Origin of the sequence: Variovorax sp. PBL-E5 (assembly GCF_901827185.1) — a bacterium.
Lineage (GTDB): Bacteria > Pseudomonadota > Gammaproteobacteria > Burkholderiales > Burkholderiaceae_C > Variovorax.
Genome location: NZ_LR594671.1, coordinates 2,897,039 through 2,922,428, shown reverse-complemented (window position 1 = coordinate 2,922,428; position 25,390 = coordinate 2,897,039). Strand labels below are relative to the sequence as shown.

Genomic DNA, 25,390 nt, shown 5'->3' with positions numbered 1-25,390 from the left:
CGAACCGTCCCATGCGAGTGAATGAACGATGCGATTGCTGCTGCTCGAAGACGATCTGATGATCGGTGAAGCCGTGCTCGATCTGCTGCGCGCCGAGCAGTATGCGGTCGACTGGGTCAAGGACGGCGAGACCGCCGACACCGCGCTGCGCACGCAGCACTACGACCTCGTGCTGCTGGACCTCGGCGTGCCGCGCCGCGACGGGCTCGACGTGCTGCGCGCGCTGCGCACCCGCAAGCAGCGCATGCCGGTGCTGATCGCGACCGCGCGCGATTCGGTGCAGCAACGCATCGAGGGGCTGGATGCCGGTGCCGACGACTATGTGCTCAAACCCTACGACCTCGACGAGCTGCTCGCGCGCATCCGCGCCTTGCTGCGCCGCGCTTCCGGGCGGGCGGAGCCGGTCTATGAGCACATGGGCGTGAGCGTCAATCCGCTGACGCGCGAGGTCATGGTGGCCGGCCAGCCGGTGGTGCTGTCCGCGCGCGAATGGGCCGTGCTCGAGCCCTTGCTCGCGCGGCCCGGCATGGTGCTGTCGCGTGCGCAGCTCGAGGAAAAGCTCTACAGCTGGAAGGACGAGATCAGCAGCAATGCCGTCGAGGTCTACGTCCACGGCCTGCGCAAGAAACTGGGCGCCGACCTGATCCGCAACGTGCGCGGCGTGGGCTACATGGTGCCCAAGGAATGACGAACGGCGCGCTGCGCCGGGTGCGGCGACCATGAAGTCCCTGCGCGCACGCCTCTTGTGGTTCCTGCTGGCGGCCATCGTGCTGGCCGCGGCCACCCAGGCCTTCGTCGCCTATCGCACCGTGCTCAAGGAAGCCGACGACATCTTCGACTACCACATGCAGCAGATGGCACTCTCGCTGCGCGCGGGGCTGCCGGCGAGCTCGACGGTCGGCGGGCTGGGCGGGGACGACGAGAACTTCGAATTCATCGTCCAGGTGTGGACGGCCGACGGCTCGCGCATCTTCGAGTCGGCACCGCAGGCTGCGCTGCCGCAGCGCGCGGTGCTGGGCTTTTCGAACGTGCAGGCCCACCGCACGACCTACCGCGTGTTCTCGCTTCAGACAGGCGCGCTGGTGATCCAGGTGGCGCAGGACATGGCCGCGCGGCGCCACATGGCGGGCGCACTCGCATTGCGAACCGTGGGACCGATCGCGCTCGCCGCGCCGCTGCTGATGCTCGTCGTGTGGTGGGTCGTGAGCCGATCGCTCGCGCCGGTCGCGCGCGTGAGGCGCCAGGTCGCTGCGCGCCAGGCCGACGACCTCTCGCCGGTCAGCGAAGCCGAACTGCCGGAGGAGGTTCGCCCGCTGGTGCATGAACTCAACCTTCTTTTCGATCGCGTGCGTCGCGCCTTCGACGCGCAGAAGCACTTCGTGGCCGATGCCGCGCATGAGCTGCGATCGCCCCTCGCGGCGCTCAAGCTCCAGGTGCAGGGCCTGAAGCGCGCCACGGATCCCGACGCGCGCGAACTCGCCGTCAACCGATTGGCCGCGGGCATCGATCGCGCGACACGGCTGGTCGAACAGATGCTGGCGCTGGCACGCCACGAAGCCAGCGCCGCAGCCGGCGCAAGGCCCGAGCCCGTGAGCCTGTCGGAGGTCGCACGGCTTGCGATCTCCGATGCCATCGCCGCGGCGCAAGCCCAGGACATCGACATCGGCATCGCACGGGACGATGCCGTGTCGGTGGGCGGCCACGCAGAGGCGCTGCGCATGCTGCTGCGTAACCTGCTCGACAACGCGGTCAAGTACGTGCCGGCGGGTGGCCGGGTCGATGTGGGCATCATCCAGGCGGATGCCGGCGCGGGCCTCGTCGTGGAAGACAGCGGGCCGGGACTTCCCGAGGGCGAACGCGAGCGCGTGCTCGACCGCTTCTATCGCTCGGGCGAGCCGCAGGCGTCGGGCAGCGGCCTCGGCCTGGCCATCGTGAAATCGATCGCCGACCTGCATGGCGCGACCGTGTCGCTCGACCGGTCCGAGCGCCTGGGCGGGCTGCGCGTCACGGTGCGTTTTCCAACCTCCGCCTGAGCCCGGCGCGGGCCGCCTGCTGCTTAAGGCGGGCTTAAGTCAGCGGATCGACATTCCTTTCATCGCATGACTGTTTCATGCATCGAAAGGACTTCAAATGAATACCCGTTTGAGCTCGCCCCGCACCCTCGTCATCGCCATGGCGGCCGCCGGCGTGATCGGTGCCGTCGGCGCCGGCGCCTATACGAGTGCCCATGCGCTGGCTTCGCCCGCGCCGGCAGTCGCTGCCGCGACGACCGGGCCCCTCGTCACCATGCCCGACTTCTCGACCATCACGGAGCGGGAAGGCCCTGCGGTGGTCAACATCACCGTCACCGGCACCATGAAGACATCGATGGAGGGCATTCCGGGCATGGACCCCGATGACCCGATGTTCCAGTTCTTCCGCCAGTTCCGAGGCCAGATGGGTCCGCGCGGCCAGCAGCGCGAGACGCCGACGCGCGGCGAGGGCTCGGGCTTCATCGTCAGCCCCGACGGCATCATCATGACCAATGCCCACGTCGTGAAGGACGCGAAGGAAGTCACGGTCAAGCTGACCGACCGCCGCGAGTTCCGCGCCAAGGTGCTGGGCTCCGACGCCAAGACCGACATCGCCGTGCTCAGGATCGACGCCAGGAACCTGCCGACGGTGGCGCTGGGCAGCGTCAAGAACCTGAAGGTCGGCGAATGGGTGCTCGCGATCGGTTCGCCCTTCGGCTTCGAGAACACCGTGACGGCCGGCGTCGTGAGCGCCAAGGGCCGCTCGCTGCCGGACGACAGCTACGTGCCCTTCATCCAGACCGACGTGGCGGTGAACCCCGGCAACTCGGGCGGTCCGCTGATCAACACGCGTGGCGAAGTGGTCGGCATCAATTCGCAGATCTATACCCGCAGCGGCGGCTACCAGGGCGTGTCCTTCGCGATTCCGATCGATGTGGCGGTGCAGGTGAAGGATCAGATCGTCGCCACCGGCAAGGCCAGCCATGCGCGGCTCGGCGTGGCGGTGCAGGAAGTCAATCAGGCCTTCGCCGATTCCTTCAAGCTCGACAAGCCGGAAGGCGCGCTGGTGTCGAACGTCGAGAAGGGCGGCCCGGCCGATCAGGCCGGCCTGCGCACCGGCGACGTGATCCGCAAGGTCGATGGCCAGCCGATCGTCTCGTCGGGCGATCTGCCAGCCGTGATCGGCCAGCAGAAGCCCGGCACCAAGGTCACGATGGAGATCTGGCGCCAGGGCGCGCGGCAGGAGATCACGGCCAAGCTCGGCAATGCCAACGACAAGACCACCACCGTGGCCAGCAACGACGACAGCGGCGGCCCCGGCGGCAAGCTGGGTCTCGCATTGCGGCCGCTGCAGCCGCAGGAAAAGCGCGAGGCCCAGGTCGATGGCGGCCTGCTGATCGAGGATGCCGGCGGACCGGCAGCGCGGGCCGGCGTGCAGGCGGGTGACGTGCTGCTGGCCATCAACGGCACCCCGGCGAAGAGCGTCGAGCAGATTCGCGAGGTGGTTGCCAAGGCCGACAAGTCGGTCGCGTTGCTCATCCAGCGCGACGGGGACAAGATCTTCGTGCCGGTGCGTATCGGCTGATCACCGGCGCGCAAGCGACACGGCAACTCAGGCATTAGTGCCGCTTCGCGCCGACACGAAGAGTCCATCGTGCAAAAGTACCTTTGTGGAAGATTAACTGCGGGCAACAATCTTTCAAGTGATTGAATGAGAGGTTTCCCTATGGCGCTGCGCGATGTTGCTTTGACTGTTCTCGAACTCGAGCCCAACGAATTCCATTGGGTTCTGATGGAAGCAGTGCAGGCGGATTCCGAGGAGTGCCTGGGCTATAGGCCCATCGACTCGTCGACGCAAGGCTTGCCCGACTATTCGGAGGCGCTCATCCAGGGTGCTTCTGCGTTGCGCGTGCTGCAGGGCCTGGCGCCGTTCGGCAGGCCGAAAGCACCGGTCGGCCTGGGAGAGACGACCTTGACGGGGCCTGTCGCCGCGCTGCGGGCGCCGGCACCGCCGGAGGATGAGGATTCATGTCTGTTCACCACGGATCGGTCCTCGCTGTAGGAACGAAGCCGGGCGCCATCGAGGCTGCTCTCGGACTTCTGCGAACAAGCCTGAAAGAAGCCCCTTCTGTTTGTGCTTTGGAGGCTGAATCTGCGCGCTTGAGCTATTCCTCAGTCAAATAGCTAAAGGAGCAGGGCATGCCGAGACTCATCATCCTGGCCAAGAACAGCAGCGTCAGGCAGATCAACATCGCGGGCACGGTCACCATGATCGGCCGTGCCGCATCCAACAAGGGTGCGCCGCTCTTTCGTGCCAGTCGGGAGCCGCAAAAAAGCACGCTATAATTTGAGGCTTGTTCCTCGATAGCTCAGTCGGTAGAGCGCCGGACTGTTAATCCGTAGGTCCCTGGTTCGAGCCCAGGTCGAGGAGCCATGGATTCTTGTTGTAGAAGACAAGCACTTGGCCCATCCCTCACCGGATGGGCCATTTTTTTGGGCTGTGACCGTGCAGCCAGAACGCAGGCCCGCGTCGCTTCGAGCAGGCGCGCCCTACCGACCGCCCAACGGGCGGGTTATCCCCAGCCATCCCGCCGAAGATGGCTCATCGCAAGATTCAAACGAAGCGCGGCGCCACGGCGGGTCGGATGTCGACCGGTGACAGCACGCGAAAGATCCCGCGCGCCGCATTGTGCGGATGCGCGGCAGCTTCCTCGATCGTCAGCACGGGCGCAAAGCACACATCGGTGCCTTCGAGCAATTCGCTCCATTGATCGCGGGTCCGGCTGCGGAAGCAGTCGGCGAAGCGCGTCTTCAGCGCCGGCCATTCCGCACGGTCGTCCTGCTTGCCGGGATCGACGTCGTGCATGCCCAGCTTGTCCAGCAGAAGGGCATAGAACTGCGGTTCCATGGCGGCAATCGTGATGAACTTGCCGTCCGCACAGAGGTAGGTGTCGTAGTAGGGCGAATCGTGAAAAGGGCTTGGCTGTGCGCCGTCGATGTTGCCCCTGGCGCGTACCCACTGCGCGAGCGTGCCGAGCATGGACACCACATCGACGATGGCGGCGTCGATGACCCGCCCGCGGCCGGTGGCTCGCACGTCGACCAGGGCACAGGCGATGCCGAAGGCCAGGCCCAGCGCGCCGCCGGCATCGCCGACCACCGTGGGCGGAACAATGGGTGCCTCGCCCTTGCGCGCCGAAAGCGACAGAAGCCCGGTCAGGGCGACGTAGTTCAGATCGTGGCCGGCTGCCTGCGCCAGCGGGCCGTCCTGTCCCCATCCGGTCATGCGGCCGTAGATCAGCCGCGGATTGCGCGCCATGCAGACTTCCGGCCCCAGCCCCAGGCGCTCCATCACGCCGGGTCGATTGCCTTCGATCAGCACGTCGGCGCCGGCCACGCAGTCCAGCGCGCGTGTCACGCCCTCGGGCGTCTTGAGATCGAGCGTGACGACCTGCTTGCCCTCGCGCAGCGGATTGTCCTGGTCGGCGCCGAGGTTGAGCGCCAGCCGCTCCCGCGGGCGCGCCAGCACGGTCACTTCGGCACCCATGGCGGCGAGCATGCGTCCGGCCACGGGACCCGGCCCGATGCCCTCGAACTCGACAACGCGCACGCCTTGCAATGGCAGATGGCTCACATTCAGCTCCTGATCAATCGAGTCGCGGGTCCGAGAATTCCGGTGTTCTTTTTTCGACGAAGGCTTTCACGCCCTCGCGGCCGTCCGCCGACAGCGCGCAGCGCAGCAGCGCCTCGCGTTCGAGTTGAAGGTGCGTGCGCAGGTCGTGTTCGTGCGCGCCGTCGCACAGGCGCTTGATGCCGCCGAGCGACGCGGTGGCGCCGCGCGCCAGCTGTTGCGCGAGCGCGCGCGCCGCGGGCAGCAGGCTGTCCTGCGCATGGATCTCGTCGACGAGGCCCCAGGCCAGGCATTGCTCGGCCGAAAGCGGCCGATTGGTCATGAGGATGTTCTTGGCCCGGGCAGCCCCGGCGCGACGCGCCAGGTAGTAGGACGCGCCCAGGTCCGGGCTCAGGCCGATCGCCGAATAGCCGCCGCGAAGCTTCATGGCCGGCGAAGCCAGTACCAGGTCGGCACACAAGGCCACCGAGATACCGGCCCCACCGACCGGTCCCTGGACCGCGCTGATCACGGGCACCGGCAGGGTTGCCAGCGTGTGGATGGCAGGGTGCAGCGCATCGAGCATGGCCTTGATGAGCGCATCGATGTCGTCGCGCCGCTCGGCGAATTCATGGATGTCGCCGCCGGCGCAGAACTGCTTGCCGTTGGCCGAGAGCAGGATGGCGCCCACGTCGGCGCGCGCCGCCTGCGCGATGGCCTCGCAGAGCGCGTCGCCGTACGCCGAGTTCAACGCATTGGCGGCCTCCGGCCGGTTGAGAACGATGTGGCCGACGCTGTCTTCGACGTGCCACAGTGCAAGCGATTGCGGATTCATGAGTGTCCTTTTCTCCGTGCGTTGCGATGGATTCAATCCAGCTTCAGATCGTGGCGCCGTATCACCTCGCCCCATTTGTCCGACTCCGCGCGCAACCATGCGGCCACTGCAGCCGGATCGCCGCCGTCAGCCACTTCGAAGTACAAGCTTGCCAGTCTGGCACGCACCTCGGGCGACTGCAGTGCGCGCCGGGCATTGTCGTTGAGGCGCGCGACGATGGCCTTGGGCGTCGCGGCCGGCGCCATCAGGGTCATGAACGGTACCGCATCGATCGACGGATAGCCGAGTTCCGCGACGCTGGGGACGTCCGGCATCAGCGGGCTGCGGCGGCCCGCCACCACCGCCAGCGCGCGGACCTTGCCGGCCTTGAGCTGCGGCGCCACGGGCTGCGCGACTTCGAAGTAGATCGGGAATACGCCCGCAAGGAAGTCGTTCATCGCCTGCGCCGAGCCCTTGTAGCCCAGATGCACCAGCTGGGCGCCTGCGCGTTCGAAGAACACCAGGCTGCCGAGGTGCGCCAGCGTCGCCGGGGCCGAGGACGAATGGTTGTACTGCCCCGGCTTCGCCTTCACCAGGGCGAGCATGTCCGCGCGCTTCTGTGCCGGAAAGCCGCTGCCGACCCAGATGAACACCGGCGTGCCAGCGGTGCAGGTCCAGGATGCGCCGCCGCGCCACTGCGGGCGCGGTCTGCCGTCCATGCTCGAGCCGCTCGCGCATGTCCTTGACATCGCCGCCGGCGCAGAAGCTGCCGCCGCTGCCCGCGATCACGAGGGCGCGCACCGCCGGGTCAGCCTCCACGTGATCGAGCATCTCGGCGTAGTCGGCGCGCAAGTCCATCGACAGCGGATTGCGCGCCCCGCCGCGCAGGTGCTCGAACAGCGCGATGCCGTCGCCGTCGACCGACAGGCGCGATGCACGCAAGGTCCGCGCAGGCATCAGATCGCCCCTTGCGTGCGCAATGCGGCTCGGTCCTCCGGCGTCAGGCCCAGCCATTCGCCATAGATCTCGTCGTTGTGTTCGCCGACGGCGCCGCCGCTGCTGTAGACGGCGCCCGGGTCGTGGTGAAAGCGCGGCACCACGTCCTGGATCGGCACCGTGCCGAAGTCGCGGTCCGGCACGTCGCGCAGGAAGCCGCGCGCCTTGACCTGCGCATCCTCGACGATCTGGCGCGCCGAATAGATCGGTGCGAGCGTCCCCTCGTGGCGCTCGAAGCGTTCGAGCACGTCGGCCAGATCGTGCTCGGCGAACCACTGCCGATAGAGCGCGTTGAGCTCGACCGTGCGGGCGCAGCGTTCGCGATTGCCTGCATAGCGCGGGTCGCCGATCAGGTCCTCGCGGCCGATCGCGCGGCAGTTGGCGGCAAACAGGGCATCGGTGCTGCCCGACAGCGAGACCCACTGTCCGTCGCGGGTAGGGTAGACGCCGGTCGGCGCCGAATACTGGCTGGTGTTGCCCGAGCGTCCGTGCGACTCTCCGAGCAGCGCCTGCTTGATGGGCAGGAACTCCATGAGCTTGAGCATCGCCTCGGTCAGCGACAGGTCGATCTCTTCGCCCGGCGCCTGCGGATCGCGCGCGCGCTTCCAGAGCGCGGTCATCACGCCGAGTGCGCCGAAGAGGCCGCCGATCGAATCGCCGATCGGGTAGCCCGCATGCATGGGCTCGCCATCGGCTTCGCCGGTGATGTAGGTCAACCCGCCCATCGCCTCGAAGATGCGGGTGAAGCCCGCGCGGTCGCGATAAGGCCCCGTCTGGCCGAAGGCGGTGGCGCGCAGGATCACCAGCCGCGGCTGCAGCGCCCACAGCGTGTCGCGGTCCAGGCCCCAGCGGTCCAGCGTGCCCGGACGGAAGTTCTCGATCAGCACGTCGAAGCGCGGCAGCAGCTGCTTGAACAGGGCCATGCCCTGCGGCTTGCGCAGGTCCAGCGAGATCAGCTTCTTGTTGCGGTTGGTGACCTTCCACCACAGCGGCTTGCCGTCCTTGAACGGCGGAAAATTGCGGCAGCCGTCGCCGGCGCCGGGCAACTCGATCTTGAGCACCTCGGCGCCGTAGTCGGCCAGGAGCGCGGCGGCCGAAGGCGCCGCCACGACGGTGGCGATGTCGAGGACGCGCAGGCCCGAGAGCGGTCCCTGGCGCTTGGCTGGCTCGGGTGAAGGGGTCGAGGTCAAGGGATGGGTCTCCTGCCGCATCAGGACGCCTGCCGGCCGGCCGCGATGAAGCGCGCCAGCTGATGGGTCGTATCGCCGAGCAGCACGTCGTTGGCCGCAAGCCGCTTGGCGTAATGGCTGATGGCGGTCTCGTCCTGCAGGCCGACGGCGCCATGCAGTTGCAGCGCATCGAGCGCCAGTTCGCGGCCTGCGCGCCCGGTCAACCATTTGGCCGCGCTGATGCGCTGGCTGCGTTCGACCGGCGATGCGCAGAGCCAGCCGGCCGCGGCCTCGCGCACCAGCGCGCGGGCATTCACCCAGCGGCGGTAGTGCTCGACCACGCGGTGCTGCAGCGCCTGGTAGTCCGAGAGCGTGCGGCCGAATTGCTTGCGCGTGCGCATGTACTCGACCGTGAGCGCCAGCGCGCGGCGCATCGCGCCCACGCTTTCCGCGCACAGCGCGACGGTGGCGAGTGCCAGGGCTTCCTCGACGATGGCGCCGGCGCGCTCGGGGCCGGCCAGGCGAGCCTCGGCGGACAGCCGCACGCCGTCGAAGCGCAGGTCCGCCGCGCCGCGTCCATCGTGCAGCCGATAGGCATGCCGTTCGATGCCCGCCGTCTCCGACGCGCATTCGAACAAGGCCATGCCGCCATCGCCGAGCCGGGCGCCGACGATCAGCCGCCCGGCACTGTCGCCGCCCATCACGAGGCGGGCCTGGCCTTCGAGGCGCCAGCCGTCGGCGTCGCGGTGCGCCGTGACGCCGGCCGCGCCGACGGCACCCTCCGAGAAGCCGGTGCCGTGAACGAAGGCCACGCGTGCGCCTTCGCTCATCAGCGCCTGCAGCGCGCGGTCGCGGCCTGCGAACCCGGTCGCATCCAGCAGCAGCTGGGTCGGCAGCACGGCATTCCAGAGCACGGGCTCGACCACCAGCGATTCGCCGAGCGCTTCCATGGCCGGCATCAGGTCGGCGAGCGTGCCGCCGAAGCCGCCATCGCGTTCGGACACCAGCAGGCCGGTCAGGCCCAGTTCTGCCAGTGCTCGCCAGAAGCCGTCATCGAAGCTGAGCTTGTCGTTGACGATCGTGCGGCGCGTGTCGAAGTCGTAGCGGTCCGCGAGCAGGCGGCGCAACGTGGTGTCGAGCATGGCTTGCTGCTCGTCGAGTCCGGCCGCGAGCGGCGTATCGAGTTCGGTCTGGCCGCCGAAGACGGCCTTCGCGACGATGCCGCGCTGCACTTCCGAAGTCCCGCCGCCGAGCGTGATGCCGCGGTAGCGCCAGACGTGCAGCGGCAGGTTGTTGACGTGCCCCGCCGACAGCGGCGCGTCTGCCGGGATGCCCGCGATCGCCTGCGGATCGAAGGGCAGCTGGTCGAGTCCCACCAGGTCGAGCTGCAGCTGATGCAGATCCTGCAGCAGCTCGTTGCCCTGCAGCTTCAGCAGCGAGGCCTCCAGGGCCGGTTCGCGGCCTCGCTGCACCGCGTGGAGGGCCGGCCACCAGGCGGCCTCCAGTGCGCGCGAGCGGATGTCGAGTTCGGCATGGCGGCGCGCATGGACGTCCTCGTTCAGCAGCGAAGCGCCGCCCGCGCCGCGCCCGGCGGCGAGCTGTGCCGTGTGCGCGAGCTCGGCCTTGCATTCCGCGACGCGGGCCACGAACAGGCGCTCGATCACCAGCAGTCCCTTGGCCACCGACCAGCCGCCGTCCCGGGCACCGACGAGGTTCTCGGCCGGCACGCGCACTTCGTCGAAGAACATCTGCACGTGGAAGGTCGCGCCGTTCATGAAGCGGATCGGCCGGATCGTCACACCCGGCGACTTCAGGTCGATCAGAAGCACGGAGATGCCGTCCTGCTTGCGCGCGGCAGACGGATCGCTGCGCACCAGCACCAGGGCCCAGTCGGCCCAGTGGCCATAGCTCTGCCAGATCTTGGTGCCGCTGACGACGAAATGCTCGCCGTCGCGCCGCGCCACGGTCCGCAGCGAGGCCAGGTCCGAGCCGGCGTCGGGTTCGGAATAGCCCTGGGCCCAGTAGTCCTCGAAGGACAGCATGCGCGGCAGGAAGCGTGCGCACTGGGCCGGCGTGCCGTGCCGGATGATCGTCGGTCCGATGGTGTCGATGCCGAGGTTCTCGTAGCGCGGCGCATCGCAGGCCGCGATCTCCTCGCGGAACACGGCCTGCTGCGTGAGCGACCAGCCGGTGCCGCCGTGCTCGGCCGGCCAGCCGGGCGCGGCCCAGCCGCGCGCATGCAGGATGCGCTGCCAGCGCGAGGCCTGCGCGCGCGTCACGAGGGTGCGCGCGCGCACGGCGGCGCGGATGTCGTCGGGCACGGCCTGCTGCAGGAAAGCGCGCACCTCGGCACGGAAGGCTTCGAGATCGGCAAAGGAGGATGAATGCGACATGGTGGAGGCGGTGAGGGTGGATGCGCGTCAGCGCGCGGCGGCCGGACGATCCCAGTCGTAGAGGCTCGGTTCGCCGCGCGAGAAGCGCGCTGCCGCTTCGGCGTGGTAGGGGGTGTGCATGGCGACGCCCTGCGCACAGGCCTCCAGCGAGCACATCGTGGCGTAGTCGGTCTCGAAGCTCTTGTTGAGCAAGTCCTTGGTCATGGCGGCGGCCTCGCGCGGGCCGTCGCACAGCCGGCGCGCGAAGGCATGCGCCTCGCGCAGCAGCACCTCGGGCTCATGCACCGCGTGCACGAAGCCCAGCGCGTGGGCTTCGGCGGCATCGATCCGCCGGGCGGTGATCATCACGTCCTTGGCCGCGGCGAGCCCGATGATCCGCGGCAGCGTGTAGAGCGCCCCGTAGTCGGGCACCGCACCCATGCGCGCGAAGGACATGCAGAATGCCGCGCGCGTGGAAGCGAGCACGAAGTCGGCCTGCAGCGCGAGGCCGAAGCCCGCGCCGTAGGCCGCGCCGTCGACGGCCGCGATCACCGGCACGTCGAGCTCGCGCAGCGGCGTGAGCCAGCGATGCGAATCCTGCAGCCGGCGGCGCGTGGCGTCGGGCGAATTGAATTCGGGGTCGGGGTTGTGCAGCCGCTCGTTCATGCCCTTCACGTCGCCGCCGGCACAGAAGCTGCCGCCGGAGCCGGTGATGATCAGCACGCGGATGTCGCGCTCGGCCGTCACGCGGGCGAGCATCGCCTCGTAGTCCTTGCGCAGGGCCATCGACATCGCGTTGCGCGCAGCGGGCCGCTGATGGGAAAACTCGGCAACGCCTTCGTCGATGCGAAGCACGGATTCGCCCAGTTCGATCGTTTGTGGGGTCATGGTCCGTCCTGCCTTCTTCAGTTCTTGAACGACACGTTCATCTCGCGCGCAAGGCGGGCGATCTTCTCGCGCTGCTGTTGGAAATAGCTCAGCGCCTCGGCGCTGGTTCCGGTCTCGGGCTCGATGCCGGCCGTGAGCAGGGTCTTGCGCACGTCGGGGAGCTTCAGCACTTCTTCGACCTGGCGGTTCAGCAGCGCGACCACGGCGGCCGGCGTGCCGGGCGGCGCCACGAGCATGAACCACGGCGACATGCCGTCGATCTCGCGCGTCAGGCCCTGCTCGCCGCTGGTGGGCACGTCGGGCGTCATCGACGAGCGATGCGCCTCGGTCACCGCGAGCAACCGGATGTTGCCGTGCTCGACCAGCGGCCGGACGGACTGGTAGTCCAGGATCGCGAAGTCCACCTCGCCGCCGGCCAGCGCGACGGCCGTGGGCGCGTTGCCCTTGTATGGCACGCCGACCGCCTCGACGCCCATCGACCGCGCGAGCTTCAATGCGGCCAGATGCGGATTGCTGCCGTTGCCGCCCTGTCCGAAACTCAGCTTGCCGCTGTGCGCCTTGGCGTAGGCGACGAACTCCTGAGCGTTCTTGACAGGCAGGCTGGCGCGCACCGCGAGGTAGGAGGGCGCGCGCGCCAGCATCGCCACCGGCACGAAATCCTTGCCCGGGACAAAGGCAAAGTCATCGAACATCAGCGGGAAACTCGTCGTCACCGCGTTGGCCACGCCGAGCGTGTAGCCGTCCGCCGGCGCCTTGACCACCATCTCCGTGCCGATGCGCGTTGCCGCACCCGGCTTGTTGTCGACGATGAAGTGCGCACCGAGTCGCTCATGGAGCTTCTGCGCGATCACACGCGCCAGCGTGTCGGTGCTGGCGCCGGCCTGCACGCCGACCAGGAGCCGGACCGTGCGCTCGGGATAGGCGGCGTGCGCGGCCAGCGCGAACGCGCACGCGGTCAGCGCCAGTCCGGCGGCTCTCAGAATGGAACTCAGCCGGGCGAGCGCCGGCACGGATCGAATGGGCACGATGTCGTCTCCTGGTGGACCGCTGCCTTGCCTGCGGGCTGCGGCCGGTGTGCGATGAGACGGATCATCTGCATTCGCGCGTGTGCGCGCCCCACCCCAGATGAGGAGGGGTGGGTAAACCCGAGCGCCGCGAACCGGCGCTGCGGCGGCTTATGTCCTGCCGAGGTCGCGCATGCGCTCGACCACCTCGTCGCGCCCGCTCACGCCCAGCTTGCCGTAGCAGTTCTTGAGATGCCACTTCACCGTGTCGAGCGACACATCGAGCACGCGCGCGATCTTCTTGTTCGGCATCGCCTGCAGCAGCAGTTGCACGATCTCGGCCTCGCGCGGGCTCAGCACGGCGAGCGCCTTTTCCTGCGCGGCCCGGCCTTCGCGGGCCGGCTCCGGCTTCGTCGCATGCGGTTGCTCGCGCGCTGCGGCTTCCAGGCGCTCGGCGTAGAAGCCCAGCACCGGATCGCGGCGCACTTCGTCGCCGGCGTCGCGTATCAACGGGATCACGTCCTCGTGCGCATCCAGCAGCGTGCGCACCAGCCCGAGCCGGTGCCCGAGCTGCAAGGCCTCGCGCACATGCGCGCGCGCCTTGCCGGCATTGCCGAGCATCCGCTCGATGGCCGCCGACTGCATGTGCAGATAGGGAATGCGCCGCACCCGGCCGCGTTGCCGGCACAAGGCCGACAGCGCATCGAGCTGCGCGAGCGCTTGTCGCAGGTCGCCGCCATGCATCGCGAGCTGGATCCGCGCGCGCTCGGCCACGACGCGGATTTCGCTGAGCGTGCCGGCCGCGGCCTGCGCATGGCGCGCATCGAGCGCGTCGAGCGCGACCATCAGGCTGCGCGCGAGATCGGGCATGCCGCGCCGCAGCTGGATCTTCACTTGTTCCAGCAGGCTGTAGGCGCGCAGGCGATCGAGGCCCATGCGTTCGGCATAGTCCTCGATCTGCTCCGCGTAGGCGAGCGCATCGAGGGGCCGTCCCTCGCGCCAGCGCGAGCGGACCATCACGAGCATCACGCGGACCACGGTGTCGGGGATCGAGACCCGTTCGAGCACTTCGAGCCGTTCTTCCAGCAGGCGCATCGCGCCCGGCGCATCGTTGAGCTCGTAGAGGATCTCGGCGAGCAGGCCGGCCGCCAGGCAGCTGGCATCGATGCAGCTCGCGCCGCGGCGATCGGCTTCGAACAGCACGTCGCGATAGATGCGCTCGGCCTGGATCACCTGGCCTTCGACCGCATGGGTCAGGCCGGCCAGGCACCGTCCGGCCAGCACGCCGAAGGGCGTTCCCTGCAGCATCTGGCCTCGCAGGAGCGGCGGGGCCTCGCCGATCTGAACGCGCCGGGCCTGCTCGTAGTCGCCGTGGTAGAGATGGATCCAGGTCAGCAGATTGCGGCGGCCGGTCAGCGCGATCGCGTCGGCATCGGCCGGCGCGTCGAGCAGCTCGGGCAGGATGGCCATGGCCGCGGCGGAGTCGTCGCACTGCACCGCATGGAGGCCACGCAGCAGCGTGAGGCGGTAGCGCTCGGCGGGTGTTGCCGCCGCCATCTCGTTGTGCAGCTGCGCGATGCTGAGCGCGCAGTCCTGCAGCCGGCGTTCGTAGACTTCCACCCAGGCCATCCACAGCCGCAGGCCGGTGCGTTCGCGAACCAGGGCCTCCGGCAACTGGCGCACCAGGCCGACGAGACGGCGCAGCTCGCCGGCGACGAACAGCTCGTCCGCACAGCGCTCGACCAGATCCGCGGCCGCGGCGGCATCGCCGGCCAGCAGCGCATGGCGCACCGCGTCGTGCGCCATGCCGCCGGCAGCGAACCAGTGCCAGGCCTTCGTGTGCAGTCCCCGCCGCTCGCTCTCGGGCAGCGCCTCGAGGCGCGTGAGCAGCACGTCGCGAAGCAGGGGATGGAGCCGCCACCAGCCTTCGGGGTAGCGCGGACCGGCCGCCACCAGGAAGAGTCCCTGGCCCTCGAGCCGTCCGAGCAGCTCGGCGGCCGCCGGCACCTCGCCGAGCAGCGCGTCGCACAGCCCGAGGTTGAAGTGCTCGGGCAGCGCACACAGCACGAAGAAGCGCAGCTCGGGCGCCGACAGCCGCGACAGCACTGCGCTTTCGAAGTAGCGCGCAAAGGTCTGTGCGTCGCGCACGCGCTCGCCGGTTTGCAGGGCGGTGCCGCCACGCTTGCGCCGAAGATCGAGGCACAGCATCTTGAGACCGGCCGCCCAGCCGTCGGTCAACTCGTGCAGCACCCGCGCCTGCGATTCGTCGGCCTTGCCCAGCAGGCTCGCCACCAGGTGCGCCGACTCCTGCGGCGTGAAGCGCAGGGCGTCGAATCCGATCTCGAGCAATTCACCCTGCGCGCGCAGACGGCCCAGCGACAGCGGCAGGGCGTTGCGCGAGGCGAACACGCACAACAGGTTCGCAGGCCCGTAGTCGAGCAGCAGCTGCAGCGCGTTCACGATGCGCGGGTCGCGCAGGTGGTGCGCGTCGTCGAGGATCAGCGCGACGTCGCGCCGCTGCGCCGCGATGCCGCGGACCAGCGCGATCACCAGGGCCTCGATGGCGTCCTCGCCGTGGCCATGGCCCGCCAGCGCAGAGGCTTCGGCCGTCATCGACGGATCGATGTGCGACAGCGTGGCGAGGAGGGCGTCGACGAAGGGCGCCAGATCGTCGTCGCCTTCGCCGAGCGCGATCCAGGCCACCTCGACGCCGATCCCCAGCAGTTCGCGCCGCCACGCATCGAATGCCGTGGTCTTGCCGCTGCCGGCCGGCCCCTGCAACACGACGCAGCGGCGATGCCGGGCCTGCCTCAATTGCTCGACGAGGCGCGGTCGCGCGATGGCGGCCGCGTCCGCGCGCGCGGGGCGCGGCTTGCGTTCTGCCGCCACGCGTTGCCGAGGCTTCGCGCACGGGTCTTTCATGTCGATCTGCTTTCGGATGTCGTCTCGCACGGGCGCCATTGTGCGGCAGGGCACCTACTCCTCAGGGGTGGGGCCGGCGCGCGCCTGTCCTGCTCTACTGGCGGTATGCGAGCGCGTGGCTCGCGCCATGCTTGCGCGGTTCGCCGCATGAAAGGCTTCTCATGGACAAGACCGCCCTGTTGCGGCGACTGCGCCTGCCCGTCGTCGCTTCCCCGATGTTCATCGCGAGCGGCATCGATCTCGTCGTCGCGCAATGCAAGGCGGGCATCGTCGGCTCGTTCCCGGCGCTCAATGCGCGCCCGGCCGATCAGCTCGACCGCTGGATCGGCCGCATCGAAGAGGCGCTGGCGCAGCACGACAGCGAACATCCGCAGGCCCCTGCAGCGCCCCATGCGGTGAACCTGATCCTGCACAAGACCAACGATCGGCTCGAGAGCGACCTCGCGACCTGCGTGCGCCGCAAGGTGCCGATCGTCATCACCTCGGTGGGCAACCCGGCCGCCGTGGTCGATGCGGTGCACGGCTATGGCGGGCTCGTGTTCCACGACGTCATCCACCAGCGCCATGCACGCAAGGCCGCACAGGCCGGCGTGGACGGGCTGATCCTGGTCTGCGCCGGCGCCGGCGGCCATGCGGGCCGGCTGTCGCCCTTCGCACTGGTCGGCGAGGTGCGCGACTGGTTCCAGGGCCTGATCCTGCTCGGTGGTGCCATCACCACCGGTGATCATGTTCTCGCGGCCCAGGCACTGGGTGCCGACCTGGCCTACATGGGCACGCGCTTCCTCGCAACGCCCGAGGCGCAGGTGCAGCCCGCCTACAAGGAGGCAGTGCTCGCCGCGTCGGCCGAGGGCATCGTCTATTCCGACCTGTTCTCGGGCGTCCATGCGAACTACCTGCGCAGCAGCATCGCGACGGCCGGCTACGACCCCGACAAGCTGCCTGCCAAGGGCGGGCACGCGGAGAACTTCGGCTCCGAGAGCATGGCCACGAGCAAGGTGTGGCGCGACATCTGGTCCGCGGGCCAGGGCGTGGGACGCATTCGGGAAGTGCTGCCTGCGGCCGATGTGGTGACGGAACTGCGCCGCGACTACGCTGCGGCCAGGCAGCGCCTCGCGCCAGGCCATTCTTGAAACTCAGCGCGCACAGGCGACGCGGGATGCAGAGGATGGCCTGAGGTGCGCCACGCACAGCCGGTGTCCGCGGCATACTTTCCCGGAGTCTCCAAGGTCGGGCGGCACGGCACGCCCGATCTCGGGCGGGACGGCCCGGCGACCGAGCTGCAAGGTGGATGACATGGTGATGACACGCGGCCGAGGCGTCGCCTCGAGATCGAAGGGGCACCATCCGCTGGCCCGCACTGTGGCGCCTCGAACGCGAGAACTCGATCAAGGGCACCGTGACGGAAGGCGTGATCCGCTGGTTCAGGACCGCGCAGTCGAACATCAAGATGGTGTCGCCGTACTTCGCGCCCTTCGATGCGGCCGTGGCGAGCCTGGCGCAGGCGCAGGCCGCGGGCATCCAGGTCGCGCTGCTCACGAACTCGCTCGCATCGACCGACGAGCCCTGGGTCTACGTCGGCTACTGGCCCCATATCCATGACCTGCTGCAGGCTGGCTGGGGCCGTTCATTCCGCAGGACGAGTTGTAGCCCCTCGAATTGCGCGTCGGAACCTTCAGACCGGCTTCGTCCCCTTCAGCGTGATCCGTTGCATCACCCGCTGGAACCCGTGGTAGTCGTTCACCGGGTTGTGTTGTGCGCAGCGGTTGTCCCAGAACGCGATGGTGTTGGATTCCCAGGCCCAGCGGCAGGTGAATTCGGGCCTGACCTGGTGCTCGAACAGGAAGTGCAGCAGCGGCGCGCTTTCTTCGTCGGTCATGCCCTTGATGCCCGCGGTGTGCGCGGTGTTCACGTACAGCGCCTTGCGGCCCGTCTCGGGATGCGTGCGCACGACCGGATGCTCCGCACGGTATTCGCGCAGGTTCTCGGTCTTGCCGTCCGACTTGATGCGGTCTTCGCGGGTGCGCGAGATGTCTGCCTTGCTCGATGTGCTGATGCCGATCATCGGATCGATGACGCGCTTCATCTCCGCCGACAGCGTGTCGTAGGCAAGGTACTGGTTGGCGAACAGCGTGTCGCCGCCATAGGGTGGCACTTCGCGCGACAGCAGCATCGAGCCCATCGGCGGCTCGTCCAGGTACGTTGTGTCCGAATGCCAGATGCCGCCGAAATTCGATGTCTCGCACTTGAGCTTCTTCACTTCGATGATGAAGGGAAAACCTTCCACGCCCTTCACGAACGGGTACTCGATCGGCTCGCCCATGGACCTGGCGAAATCCAGGAACTGCTGCGGCGTCAGGTCCTGGTTGCGCATGAAGATCACCTGGTGGTCGAGCAGGGCCTGGCGCACCTCGGCGGCCCGCGTGGCGTCCATGCCTTGCCGCAGGTCGATGCCCGAGAGTTCTGCGCCGAGGGCGCCCGCGATTTTTCTGATTTGCACGCTCAGGCCTTCTTCGTGTCTTGCGTCGACGCATCGGGCGCATAGGGAATCGACTCGTCCACCGTCTCCCAGATGTACGCGCCCGACGGGTTGCGGCTTTCTTCCAGGATGTGGCCGACCAGGCCGGCGGAGCGGCTCACCACGGCCACGCCGCGCATGACCTTCTGCGGAATGCCGATCTCGCCCAGCAGGGCCGCGGTGGCGCCGGTGGCGTTGATCGTCAGGTGCCTGCCGTAGACCGCGTCGACCTGCACCGAGAGCATGCGCAATGCGGCGATGTGGCGCCCGGGCACGCCTTCGCGTTCGGCCACGGCCAGCATCTTGGGCGAGCGCGGATCGTCGGGCTTGTGATGCGGATGGCCGAATCCGTGCACCGGCCTGCGTGCCGCATGCTGGCGCTCGGCGATGGCGCGCGCGCGGGCTTCCATGCCCTCGGGTGCGGCGAGGATTTCTTCCAGCAGCGCGGCGCATCCTTCCATGGTGCCGATGAAGGTCGTGCCCACGCCGAGCAGGCCGGCCGCGACCGCCGCCTGCAGCGCATCGGGCGCCGAGTGGTAGATCAGCCGCGTGGCGATGACGCTCGGCGTGATGCCGTGTTCCATCAGGGTGACCAGCACGGTGTCGAGGATGCGCACCTGTGCTGGTGTCGGTCGCGTGCCGATCAGCTGCAGCAGGAACATCTCGGTGAAGCTCATCTCGCCGATGATGTCTTCCACGAGGTTGACTTCGCGCACGAAGATGCTCTGGGCATCCGAGCGCGCGATCGCGGTGCTCGGCTTGGCTTTGGTTCTCAAGAGGATCCTTTCGGGATGTTCAGCGCGTCACCTGGATGCCGGCGCGTTCGCGGTCCCAGAATGCGCCAAGATTGGCTTCGGCCTTCTGGCGCAGCTTGTACTTCTCGATCTTCTGGCTCAGCGTGGCGGGCATGTCCTCGGCCACCTCGATGTAGCGCGGCACCATGAAGTACGCGAGGTTGCGGTTGCAATGCATGAGCAGGGACTCGTGGCTGAAGTCGCCTTCCATGCCGGCGCGCAGCGTGATGGTGGCGGCGACCTCGTCCTCGCTCGACTCCGCGCACACCGGATACACGGCCACGTCGGCGACGGCGGGATGGGTGCGGATCACTTCTTCCACCTCGAAGGCCGAGATGTTCTCGCCGCGCCGGCGGATCGCGTCCTTGATGCGGTCGGTGTACCAGACGTAGCCGTCTTCGTCGCGGAAGCCTCGGTCGCCGGTGTGGAACCACAGATTGCGCCGGCTCGCGACGGTGGCTTCGGCTTGCCTGTAGTAGCCGAGCGAGGCGCCCCACGGATTGTTGTTGCGCAGGAGGATCTCGCCCGGCGTTCCGGGCGGCACGTCGAAGTCGTCGGCGTCGACGATGCGCACCTCGACGCCCGCGCGCGGCAGGCCGCAGGAGCCGAGCTTGTCGCGCCGGCTTCGCGTGTTGTAGGCCGATCCCAGGCAGTAGTCGGTGAGGCCGAAGGCGCTCATGATCTGCATGCCGAAGCGTTCTTCGAAGCCCTTGGCGAAGCCGGGCACGGGCGCCAGATGGCAGCGCCGCACCGTGTGGCTGCGGTCCTGCGGCGAGGGCGGATGCTTCCACAGGAAGTTGGTCACCGCACCGACACCGTTGAAGACGGTCGCGCCGCTCTCGCGGATGTGCTGCCAGAACCTGCTGACCGAAAAGCGCGGCGCCAATGCGATCGCCGAGCCGGCCATGAGCGAGCCCATGGTGCTGCCCAGCAGCGCATTGCCATGGAACAGCGGCAGGAACACATAGGCGATGTCCTGCGGCGTGTACTCGTGATGGAAGGCGACGTCGGTCCCCCAGTAGATGAGCTGGGCGTGGCTGAACATGATGGCCTTCGAGGGCCCGGTCGTGCCGGAGGTGAACATCAGCATCGCGAGGTCGCTGAAGCGCGGCGGCTGCGCCACCTCGGGCTCGGCGGCCAGCAAGTGCGCGAAGTCATGCACGGCGGCGCCGGACGCGAGCGTGCTGCCGGGTGTCCAGGCGGGGACAGGGGCATCGCTGTCCGGCCGCTCCACGCGCACCACGAACACCTGCTTCACGCCGGGCACGGTCTCGCAGATGTCGATGAAGCGCTGCAGCAGCCGCTCCTCGACGATCAGCGCAGCGCTGTCCGAGTGGTTCAGGAAGTAGGCGAGCAGTTGTCCCTTGGCCGCAGCATTCACCGGCACGGTCACGTAGCCCGAGCGGCAGGGGCCCCAGATGGCGAGGAGTTGCTCGGGGCAGTTCTCCATGAGCACCGCGACGTGGCTGCGGGCCGCGATGCCATGCGCCGCCAGGCCGCCGCCGATGCGAGAGGTCCTTTCGTCGATCTGCGCATAGCTGGTGGCGGCGCCCGTGGGCAGCCAGGTCATGAAGGTCTTGTCGCCCCATGTCCGCGCTTTGGCCGCGAGGACCTGGTGGAGGTCGGCGGTGCGCGCATCAAAGTCGAGCCGGTCGGGAAAGGCCGTCATTCCAGCTTCGCCCCGCTGACACGGATCAGGTCCTGCCATTTCTTGCGCTCGCTGGCCTGCGCGGCGCTCCATGCCCTGACGTCCGCGAAGTCGTTCTCGAAGCCCTGCGCACGTGCCAGGTCGGCCATGGCCGGCGAGCGCATCTGCGCGGACAGCCCGTCGGAAATCCTGCGCACGACCTCGTCGGGCGTTGCCGTCGGCACGAAGACGGCGTTGAAGGAGAAGTACTCCCAGCCCGGATAGCCGAGTTCGGCCACGGTCGGCAGATCGGGCAGCGCCTGCGAGCGGCGCGGGCCGGTGACCGCCAGTGCCCGCAGCTTGCCGCCCTTGAGCTGCGCCGCGGCCGTGGTGAGCGCGGCGAAGCCGAAGTTGACCTCGCCGCTGATGATGTCGATGACCGCGGCGCTCTGCGTCTTGTAGGGCACGTGCATCAGCTCAATGCCCGCCACCTGCTGGAACGAGGCCGCGGCGAGATGCTGCGAACTGCCGCTGCCGCCGCTCGAGTAGGTGAGCTTGCCCGGGTTCTTCTTCGCATGGTCGACCAGTTCCTTCACCGAATGAAAGGGCGAGTTGGTCGGCACGACCAGCACCAGCATCACGCTGGCCAGGCGGGCGACCGGCTTGAAGTCGCGGCCCACGTCGTAGGGCACCTTGCCCATCAGCACCTCGTTGGTGTAGTGGCCGGGTCCGGTGAACAGGACCGTGTAGCCGTCCGCTGCCGCGCGGGCCACGTAGTCGGTGCCGATGACGCCGTTGGCACCTGGCTTGTGATCGACAATCACCGGCACCTTCCATTGCGTGCCGAGCCGTTCGGCGAGGACGCGGGTAATGGCGTCGAGCGTCGTGCCCGGGCCGTAGGGTTCGAGAAAGGTGACGGGCCGCGCAGGCCAATCGGTCTGCGCGTGGGCGATGGGCAGCGCCGCCAATGCGCCGGCGGACAGGGCCGCCAGCGTGATCGAGCGCCGGAGTGGGGATTTCATGCACAGGTCCTCGTGTGGAGTGCCGGATAATTTATTCGCTCATGCGAAATAATGTTCGCGATTTCGAACAATTGCGCCATTTGCGTGCGGCTGCGGGTTTGTCCGTACGGGATGTTCGGTATCTCGAACATCCCGCCGAGCGGCGGCTGGCGCGGAGAGACCGGCGAGTGCCTCAATCGCGACCGCGCCGGCCTTTTGCCGCATGCGGCGGCACGACATGATCGGCCGGGGCACTGTCCGCGAGTCGCTCCATCAGCGGGCTCGCCATGCCGAGCACCTTGCGCTCGGTCTCGTTCAATTGCTTGAGGGCCGCGGACAGCCAGCTGTCGCATCGGACCATGTCCTGGTCGAGCGTCGCGCGCCCGGCCTCGGTGATCGAGATGAAGAAGCGGCGTCGATCGTCCTGGCTTCGCTTGCGCACGATCATGCCGGCCTCGCGCAGTTCCGCCAGTGCGCGCGTCAGCGACTGAGGCTGCTGGCATTCCGCGGCAGCAAGCTCGCTGAGCGTCTTGGGCCCATGTCGCTGCAGATAGCTCATCATGCCGATCTTGTTGGCGCTCAGGGCGTCTGCCGCGAGTTCGGCGCGCAAGCGGCGTGCCAGGCGGAAAACTCCGCGCCGAACGTCCGCCACGCTGTCGGGAGAACCCTTTGAGCTTGTCATGATAATGCGCAGTTGCGCAGTATATTCTGGGCAGAATATCGCTGCCCCGAAGGGGCCGATTGCCGCTTTATCAAGTCAATGCGATGTTCCGGTGAAGGCAATCAGTGCCCCGCATCAGCCAGCCATCGGTCCCGGCGGCATCTTGCGTTCGCTGGATGCATTTCGTCGCATTGCGCTCGCCACGGGGCGCACAGGGCAGCACAGTCGCGCCATCGCTCCCATACGGAGAAGGTCATGAGCAACGCAAACACGGCGCCCGCAAGGTGGCGGCATTCGCAAAGAGTCACCGCATTGGCTGCGGCGCTGGCCCTGGCCGGCTGCGCGGTCGGGCCCGATTTCAAGACGCCCGAGCTTCCACCGGCGGCCCAGGGGCCTGACTACACCCCCGGCCCGCTGCCGGCCAGGACGGCCGAAGCGCCCGGCAGCGCAGGCCCGGCGCAGGAATGGGCCAAAGGCATGGACATCCCGGCGCAATGGTGGACGGTGTTTCACTCCGAGCCGCTGGACCAGCTGATCCGCAGCGCACTCGCGCACAGCCCGACCCTCGCATCGGCCCAGGCCGCGCTGCGCCAGGCACAGGAAAACTACAACGCGCAATCGGGCAAGCTGAGTCTGCCGTCCGTCGATGCACAGCTCGGCGTCGAGCGCGAACGCGCCTCCGCCATCCAGACCCAGGTGGCGGGCGGCCAGCTGCTGACGCTGTACAACGCCTCGGTCAATGTCTCGTACACCGTCGATGTGTTCGGCGGCGTGCGCCGCCAACTGGAAGGCGCGCAGGCCGCGGTGGATGCGCAGCGCTACCAGGTCGAGGCGGTGTATCTCACGCTCACCGGCAACCTGGTCACGACGGCGATCAAGGACGCGTCGCTGCGCGCCCAATTGCAGGCCACGCGCGAGGTGTTGGCTGCGCAACAGCAGCAACTGGATGTGATCGAAAAGCAGTTCGCCACCGGCGCGACGCCCAAGTCGATCGTGCTGGCGCAGCGCACGCAGGTCGCGCAGACCCTGGCAACGCTGCCGGCGATCGAAAAGAGCCTCGCGCAGACCCGCCATCAGCTCGCCGTCTATGCAGGACGCCTGCCCAGCGAGGCCGGGCTGCCCGAGTTCGATCTCGCCAGCCTGAACCTGCCGGCCACGCTGCCGCTCTCGCTGCCCTCCGAGCTGGCACGCCAGCGGCCGGACGTGCGCGCCAGCGAGGCGCTGCTGCACGAGGCCAGCGCGCAGATCGGCGTGGCCACCGCCAACCTCTATCCACAGCTCCAGCTCACCGCGAGCTACGGCAGCACGGCGACCCGGGCACGCAACCTGTTCGGCAGCGGCTGGGACTTCTGGAGCCTGGCCGGTGGCCTGACGCAGCCCATCTTCCACGGCGGCGCGCTCAATGCGCAGCGCCGCGCCGCGATCGCCGCCTTCGATTCCGCCGCGGCGCAATACCAGGGCACCGTGCTGACGGCATTCCAGAACGTCGCCGATGCGCTGCGCGCGCTCGAGTTCGATGCCGCCACGCTCAAGTCGCAGTCCGACGCCGAAGCCATCGCGAAGCAGTCGCTCGACCTGACGACGCAGCAATTCCGCGCCGGCGCGGTGAGCTATGTGCAGCTGTTGACCGCGCAGCAGGCCTACCTGCAGACCCACACGGCACTGGTGCAGGCGCAGGCCGCGCGCTACGCCGACACGGCCGCGCTGTTCCAGGCGCTGGGCGGCGGCTGGTGGAACCGCAGCGAACTCGCCGACGCCTCGGCCGCCCCCAAGAATTGACGACCCCGACCCCCAGGAGAACCCCCTCATGACGAAGCGCATGATCATCATGATCGGCTGCGTGTTGCTGCTGATTGCCGTGCTGGCATTCGGCAAGTTCCTGCAGATCAGGCAGCTTATCGCGTCGGCCCCCAAGCCGAGCGCGCAGACCGTGACGGTCATCGAGGTGAAGAGTCAGCAATGGCGTCCGCAGCTGGCCGCCGTCGGCACGCTCACCCCGGTGCGCGGCGCCGACCTCAGCACCGAAGTCGCGGGCCTGGTGCGCAGCGTGCACTTCAAGTCGGGACAGGACATCCAGGCCGGCGCGCTGCTGGTCCAGCTCAATGCCGATTCCGACATCGCGCAGCTGCATGCGCTGGAAGCCGCCGCTGCGCAGGCCGCCATCGTGCTCAAGCGCGACCAGGCGCAGCTTGCGGTGCAGGCCGTCAGCCAGGCGCAGATCGATGCCGACCTCAATGACCTGAAGGCCAAGCGCGCACAGGTCGCCCAGCAGGCGGCCACGGTCGACAAGAAGGCCATCCGCGCGCCCTTCGCCGGCCGGCTCGGCATCACCACGCTGAACCCGGGACAGTACGTGAACGCCGGCGACAAGCTGGTCACCCTGCAGACGCTGGACCCGATCTACGTCGACTTCTCGCTGCCCCAGCAGCAACTGGCCGGACTCGCGGTCGGGCAGGTCGTCAACGTCAGCGTCGACACCTTCCCCGGCCAGACCTACAGCGGCAAGATCAACGCGATCAATCCGAAGGTCGATCCGGCCACGCGCAACGTGCAGGTCGAAGCCACGCTCGCCAATCCCAAGCGCGAGCTGTTGGCGGGCATGTTCGCGAACGTGAAGATCGACGTCGGCGACACGCAGCAGTGGCTCACGGTGCCGCAGACCGCCATCACCTACAACCCCTACGGCTCCACCGCGTTCATCGTCAGCAAGGCCGGAGCCGCCAGGCCGGGCCAGCCGGCGAGCGCAGCGAGTGCGCCCAGTGCAGCCGGTGCGGCAAGCGCACCGGCCGGTGCCGGCGGCGACCAACTGGTCGTGCACCAGGTTTTCGTCGAAGCCGGGCCGACCCGCGGCGATCAGGTCGCGATCACCAAGGGCCTGGAGGCCGGTCAGCGGATCGTGACCAGCGGCCAGATCAAGCTGAAGAACGACACGCCGGTGGTCATCGACAACAGCGTGCAGCCCGCCAACAGCCCGAACCCGACGCCGCAGGAAAAGTGAAGAAGGC

21 protein-coding genes, 1 tRNA gene and 1 pseudogene are annotated in these 25,390 nt (G+C 68.4%); 9 read left to right on the top strand and 14 right to left on the bottom strand.

Annotated elements, in window-relative coordinates:
• Positions 1–28 precede the first annotated feature (28 nt).
• The 6 genes from WDLP6_RS14190 to WDLP6_RS14165 all read left to right on the top strand — a co-directional run bounded on the left by WDLP6_RS14190 (position 29) and on the right by WDLP6_RS14165 (position 4,446).
• On the top strand, positions 29–688 hold the full coding sequence (locus WDLP6_RS14190; RefSeq protein ID WP_162592844.1) for a response regulator: 660 nt from the start codon (positions 29–31) through the stop codon (positions 686–688).
• 31 nt (positions 689–719) lie between these two features.
• Positions 720–2,033, top strand: coding sequence for an ATP-binding protein (locus WDLP6_RS14185; protein ID WP_162592843.1), 1,314 nt, complete (start codon positions 720–722; stop codon positions 2,031–2,033).
• A gap of 97 nt (positions 2,034–2,130) precedes the next feature.
• A complete protein-coding gene (locus WDLP6_RS14180; RefSeq protein ID WP_162592842.1) occupies positions 2,131–3,597 on the top strand; it encodes a DegQ family serine endoprotease in 1,467 nt (488 codons plus the stop codon).
• Positions 3,598–3,738: 141 nt separating this feature from the next.
• Positions 3,739–4,074 (top strand): hypothetical protein, encoded by a 336-nt coding sequence (locus tag WDLP6_RS14175; protein ID WP_162567819.1) that lies wholly within the window; start codon positions 3,739–3,741, stop codon positions 4,072–4,074.
• Positions 4,075–4,211: 137 nt separating this feature from the next.
• Positions 4,212–4,358 carry a hypothetical protein gene (locus tag WDLP6_RS14170; RefSeq protein ID WP_162592841.1) on the top strand — a complete coding sequence of 49 codons (147 nt, stop codon included), beginning with the start codon at positions 4,212–4,214 and terminating at the stop codon, positions 4,356–4,358.
• A gap of 12 nt (positions 4,359–4,370) precedes the next feature.
• A tRNA-Asn gene (locus WDLP6_RS14165) sits at positions 4,371–4,446 on the top strand.
• A gap of 180 nt (positions 4,447–4,626) precedes the next feature.
• On the opposite strand, the gene WDLP6_RS14160 is transcribed toward WDLP6_RS14165, so the two are convergent.
• From WDLP6_RS14160 to WDLP6_RS14120, 9 genes and pseudogenes are all read right to left on the bottom strand, one after another.
• A complete protein-coding gene (locus WDLP6_RS14160; protein ID WP_443083405.1) occupies positions 4,627–5,646 on the bottom strand; it encodes a CaiB/BaiF CoA transferase family protein in 1,020 nt (339 codons plus the stop codon).
• 13 nt (positions 5,647–5,659) lie between these two features.
• The gene (locus tag WDLP6_RS14155; RefSeq protein ID WP_162592840.1) at positions 5,660–6,457 is read right to left on the bottom strand and encodes an enoyl-CoA hydratase/isomerase family protein; all 798 of its coding nucleotides are present in this window, start codon (positions 6,455–6,457) and stop codon (positions 5,660–5,662) included.
• A 32-nt stretch (positions 6,458–6,489) separates the two neighbouring features.
• Positions 6,490–7,155, bottom strand: a complete 666-nt coding sequence (locus WDLP6_RS14150; RefSeq protein ID WP_162592839.1) for a Bug family tripartite tricarboxylate transporter substrate binding protein — start codon at positions 7,153–7,155, stop codon at positions 6,490–6,492.
• A gap of 13 nt (positions 7,156–7,168) precedes the next feature.
• Positions 7,169–7,393: pseudogene (locus WDLP6_RS35375) on the bottom strand (enoyl-CoA hydratase/isomerase family protein); the annotation flags it as partial.
• Complete coding sequence (locus tag WDLP6_RS14140) at positions 7,393–8,622, bottom strand: CaiB/BaiF CoA transferase family protein (RefSeq protein ID WP_232077062.1); 1,230 nt, start codon at positions 8,620–8,622, stop codon at positions 7,393–7,395. The pseudogene WDLP6_RS35375 and the gene WDLP6_RS14140, both read right to left, overlap by 1 nt.
• A gap of 20 nt (positions 8,623–8,642) precedes the next feature.
• Entirely contained in the window at positions 8,643–10,994 is a 2,352-nt protein-coding gene (locus WDLP6_RS14135; RefSeq protein WP_162592837.1) for an acyl-CoA dehydrogenase family protein, read from the bottom strand.
• A 27-nt stretch (positions 10,995–11,021) separates the two neighbouring features.
• A complete protein-coding gene (locus WDLP6_RS14130) occupies positions 11,022–11,861 on the bottom strand; it encodes an enoyl-CoA hydratase/isomerase family protein (protein ID WP_162592836.1) in 840 nt (279 codons plus the stop codon).
• A gap of 17 nt (positions 11,862–11,878) precedes the next feature.
• Positions 11,879–12,886, bottom strand: coding sequence for a tripartite tricarboxylate transporter substrate binding protein (locus WDLP6_RS14125; RefSeq protein WP_162592835.1), 1,008 nt, complete (start codon positions 12,884–12,886; stop codon positions 11,879–11,881).
• 150 nt (positions 12,887–13,036) lie between these two features.
• Positions 13,037–15,787 (bottom strand): helix-turn-helix transcriptional regulator, encoded by a 2,751-nt coding sequence (locus tag WDLP6_RS14120; RefSeq protein ID WP_162592834.1) that lies wholly within the window; start codon positions 15,785–15,787, stop codon positions 13,037–13,039.
• A 161-nt stretch (positions 15,788–15,948) separates the two neighbouring features.
• Here WDLP6_RS14120 and WDLP6_RS14115 point away from each other — a divergent pair, with 161 nt between their 5' ends.
• Positions 15,949–16,917 (top strand): NAD(P)H-dependent flavin oxidoreductase, encoded by a 969-nt coding sequence (locus tag WDLP6_RS14115; RefSeq protein ID WP_162592833.1) that lies wholly within the window; start codon positions 15,949–15,951, stop codon positions 16,915–16,917.
• Between the two features lie 542 nt (positions 16,918–17,459).
• On the opposite strand, the gene WDLP6_RS14110 is transcribed toward WDLP6_RS14115, so the two are convergent.
• From WDLP6_RS14110 to WDLP6_RS14090, 5 genes are all read right to left on the bottom strand, one after another.
• Positions 17,460–18,284: a TauD/TfdA dioxygenase family protein gene (locus WDLP6_RS14110; RefSeq protein WP_162592832.1), complete on the bottom strand. Its 825-nt coding sequence runs from the start codon at positions 18,282–18,284 to the stop codon at positions 17,460–17,462.
• Positions 18,285–18,286: 2 nt separating this feature from the next.
• On the bottom strand, positions 18,287–19,078 hold the full coding sequence (locus WDLP6_RS14105; protein ID WP_162592831.1) for a citryl-CoA lyase: 792 nt from the start codon (positions 19,076–19,078) through the stop codon (positions 18,287–18,289).
• A 19-nt stretch (positions 19,079–19,097) separates the two neighbouring features.
• Positions 19,098–20,765 carry an AMP-binding protein gene (locus WDLP6_RS14100; RefSeq protein ID WP_162592830.1) on the bottom strand — a complete coding sequence of 556 codons (1,668 nt, stop codon included), beginning with the start codon at positions 20,763–20,765 and terminating at the stop codon, positions 19,098–19,100.
• Entirely contained in the window at positions 20,762–21,745 is a 984-nt protein-coding gene (locus tag WDLP6_RS14095; protein WP_162592829.1) for a tripartite tricarboxylate transporter substrate binding protein, read from the bottom strand. The genes WDLP6_RS14100 and WDLP6_RS14095 overlap by 4 nt, the downstream gene beginning before the upstream one ends.
• Before the next feature lie 172 nt (positions 21,746–21,917).
• Positions 21,918–22,406, bottom strand: coding sequence for a MarR family winged helix-turn-helix transcriptional regulator (locus WDLP6_RS14090; protein WP_162592828.1), 489 nt, complete (start codon positions 22,404–22,406; stop codon positions 21,918–21,920).
• 234 nt (positions 22,407–22,640) lie between these two features.
• Between WDLP6_RS14090 and WDLP6_RS14085 the strand changes: the two genes are divergently transcribed.
• Both WDLP6_RS14085 and WDLP6_RS14080 read left to right on the top strand, forming a co-directional pair.
• Positions 22,641–24,164: an efflux transporter outer membrane subunit gene (locus WDLP6_RS14085; protein WP_162592827.1), complete on the top strand. Its 1,524-nt coding sequence runs from the start codon at positions 22,641–22,643 to the stop codon at positions 24,162–24,164.
• A 28-nt stretch (positions 24,165–24,192) separates the two neighbouring features.
• The gene (locus tag WDLP6_RS14080; protein WP_162592826.1) at positions 24,193–25,383 is read left to right on the top strand and encodes an efflux RND transporter periplasmic adaptor subunit; all 1,191 of its coding nucleotides are present in this window, start codon (positions 24,193–24,195) and stop codon (positions 25,381–25,383) included.
• Positions 25,384–25,390 lie beyond the last annotated feature (7 nt).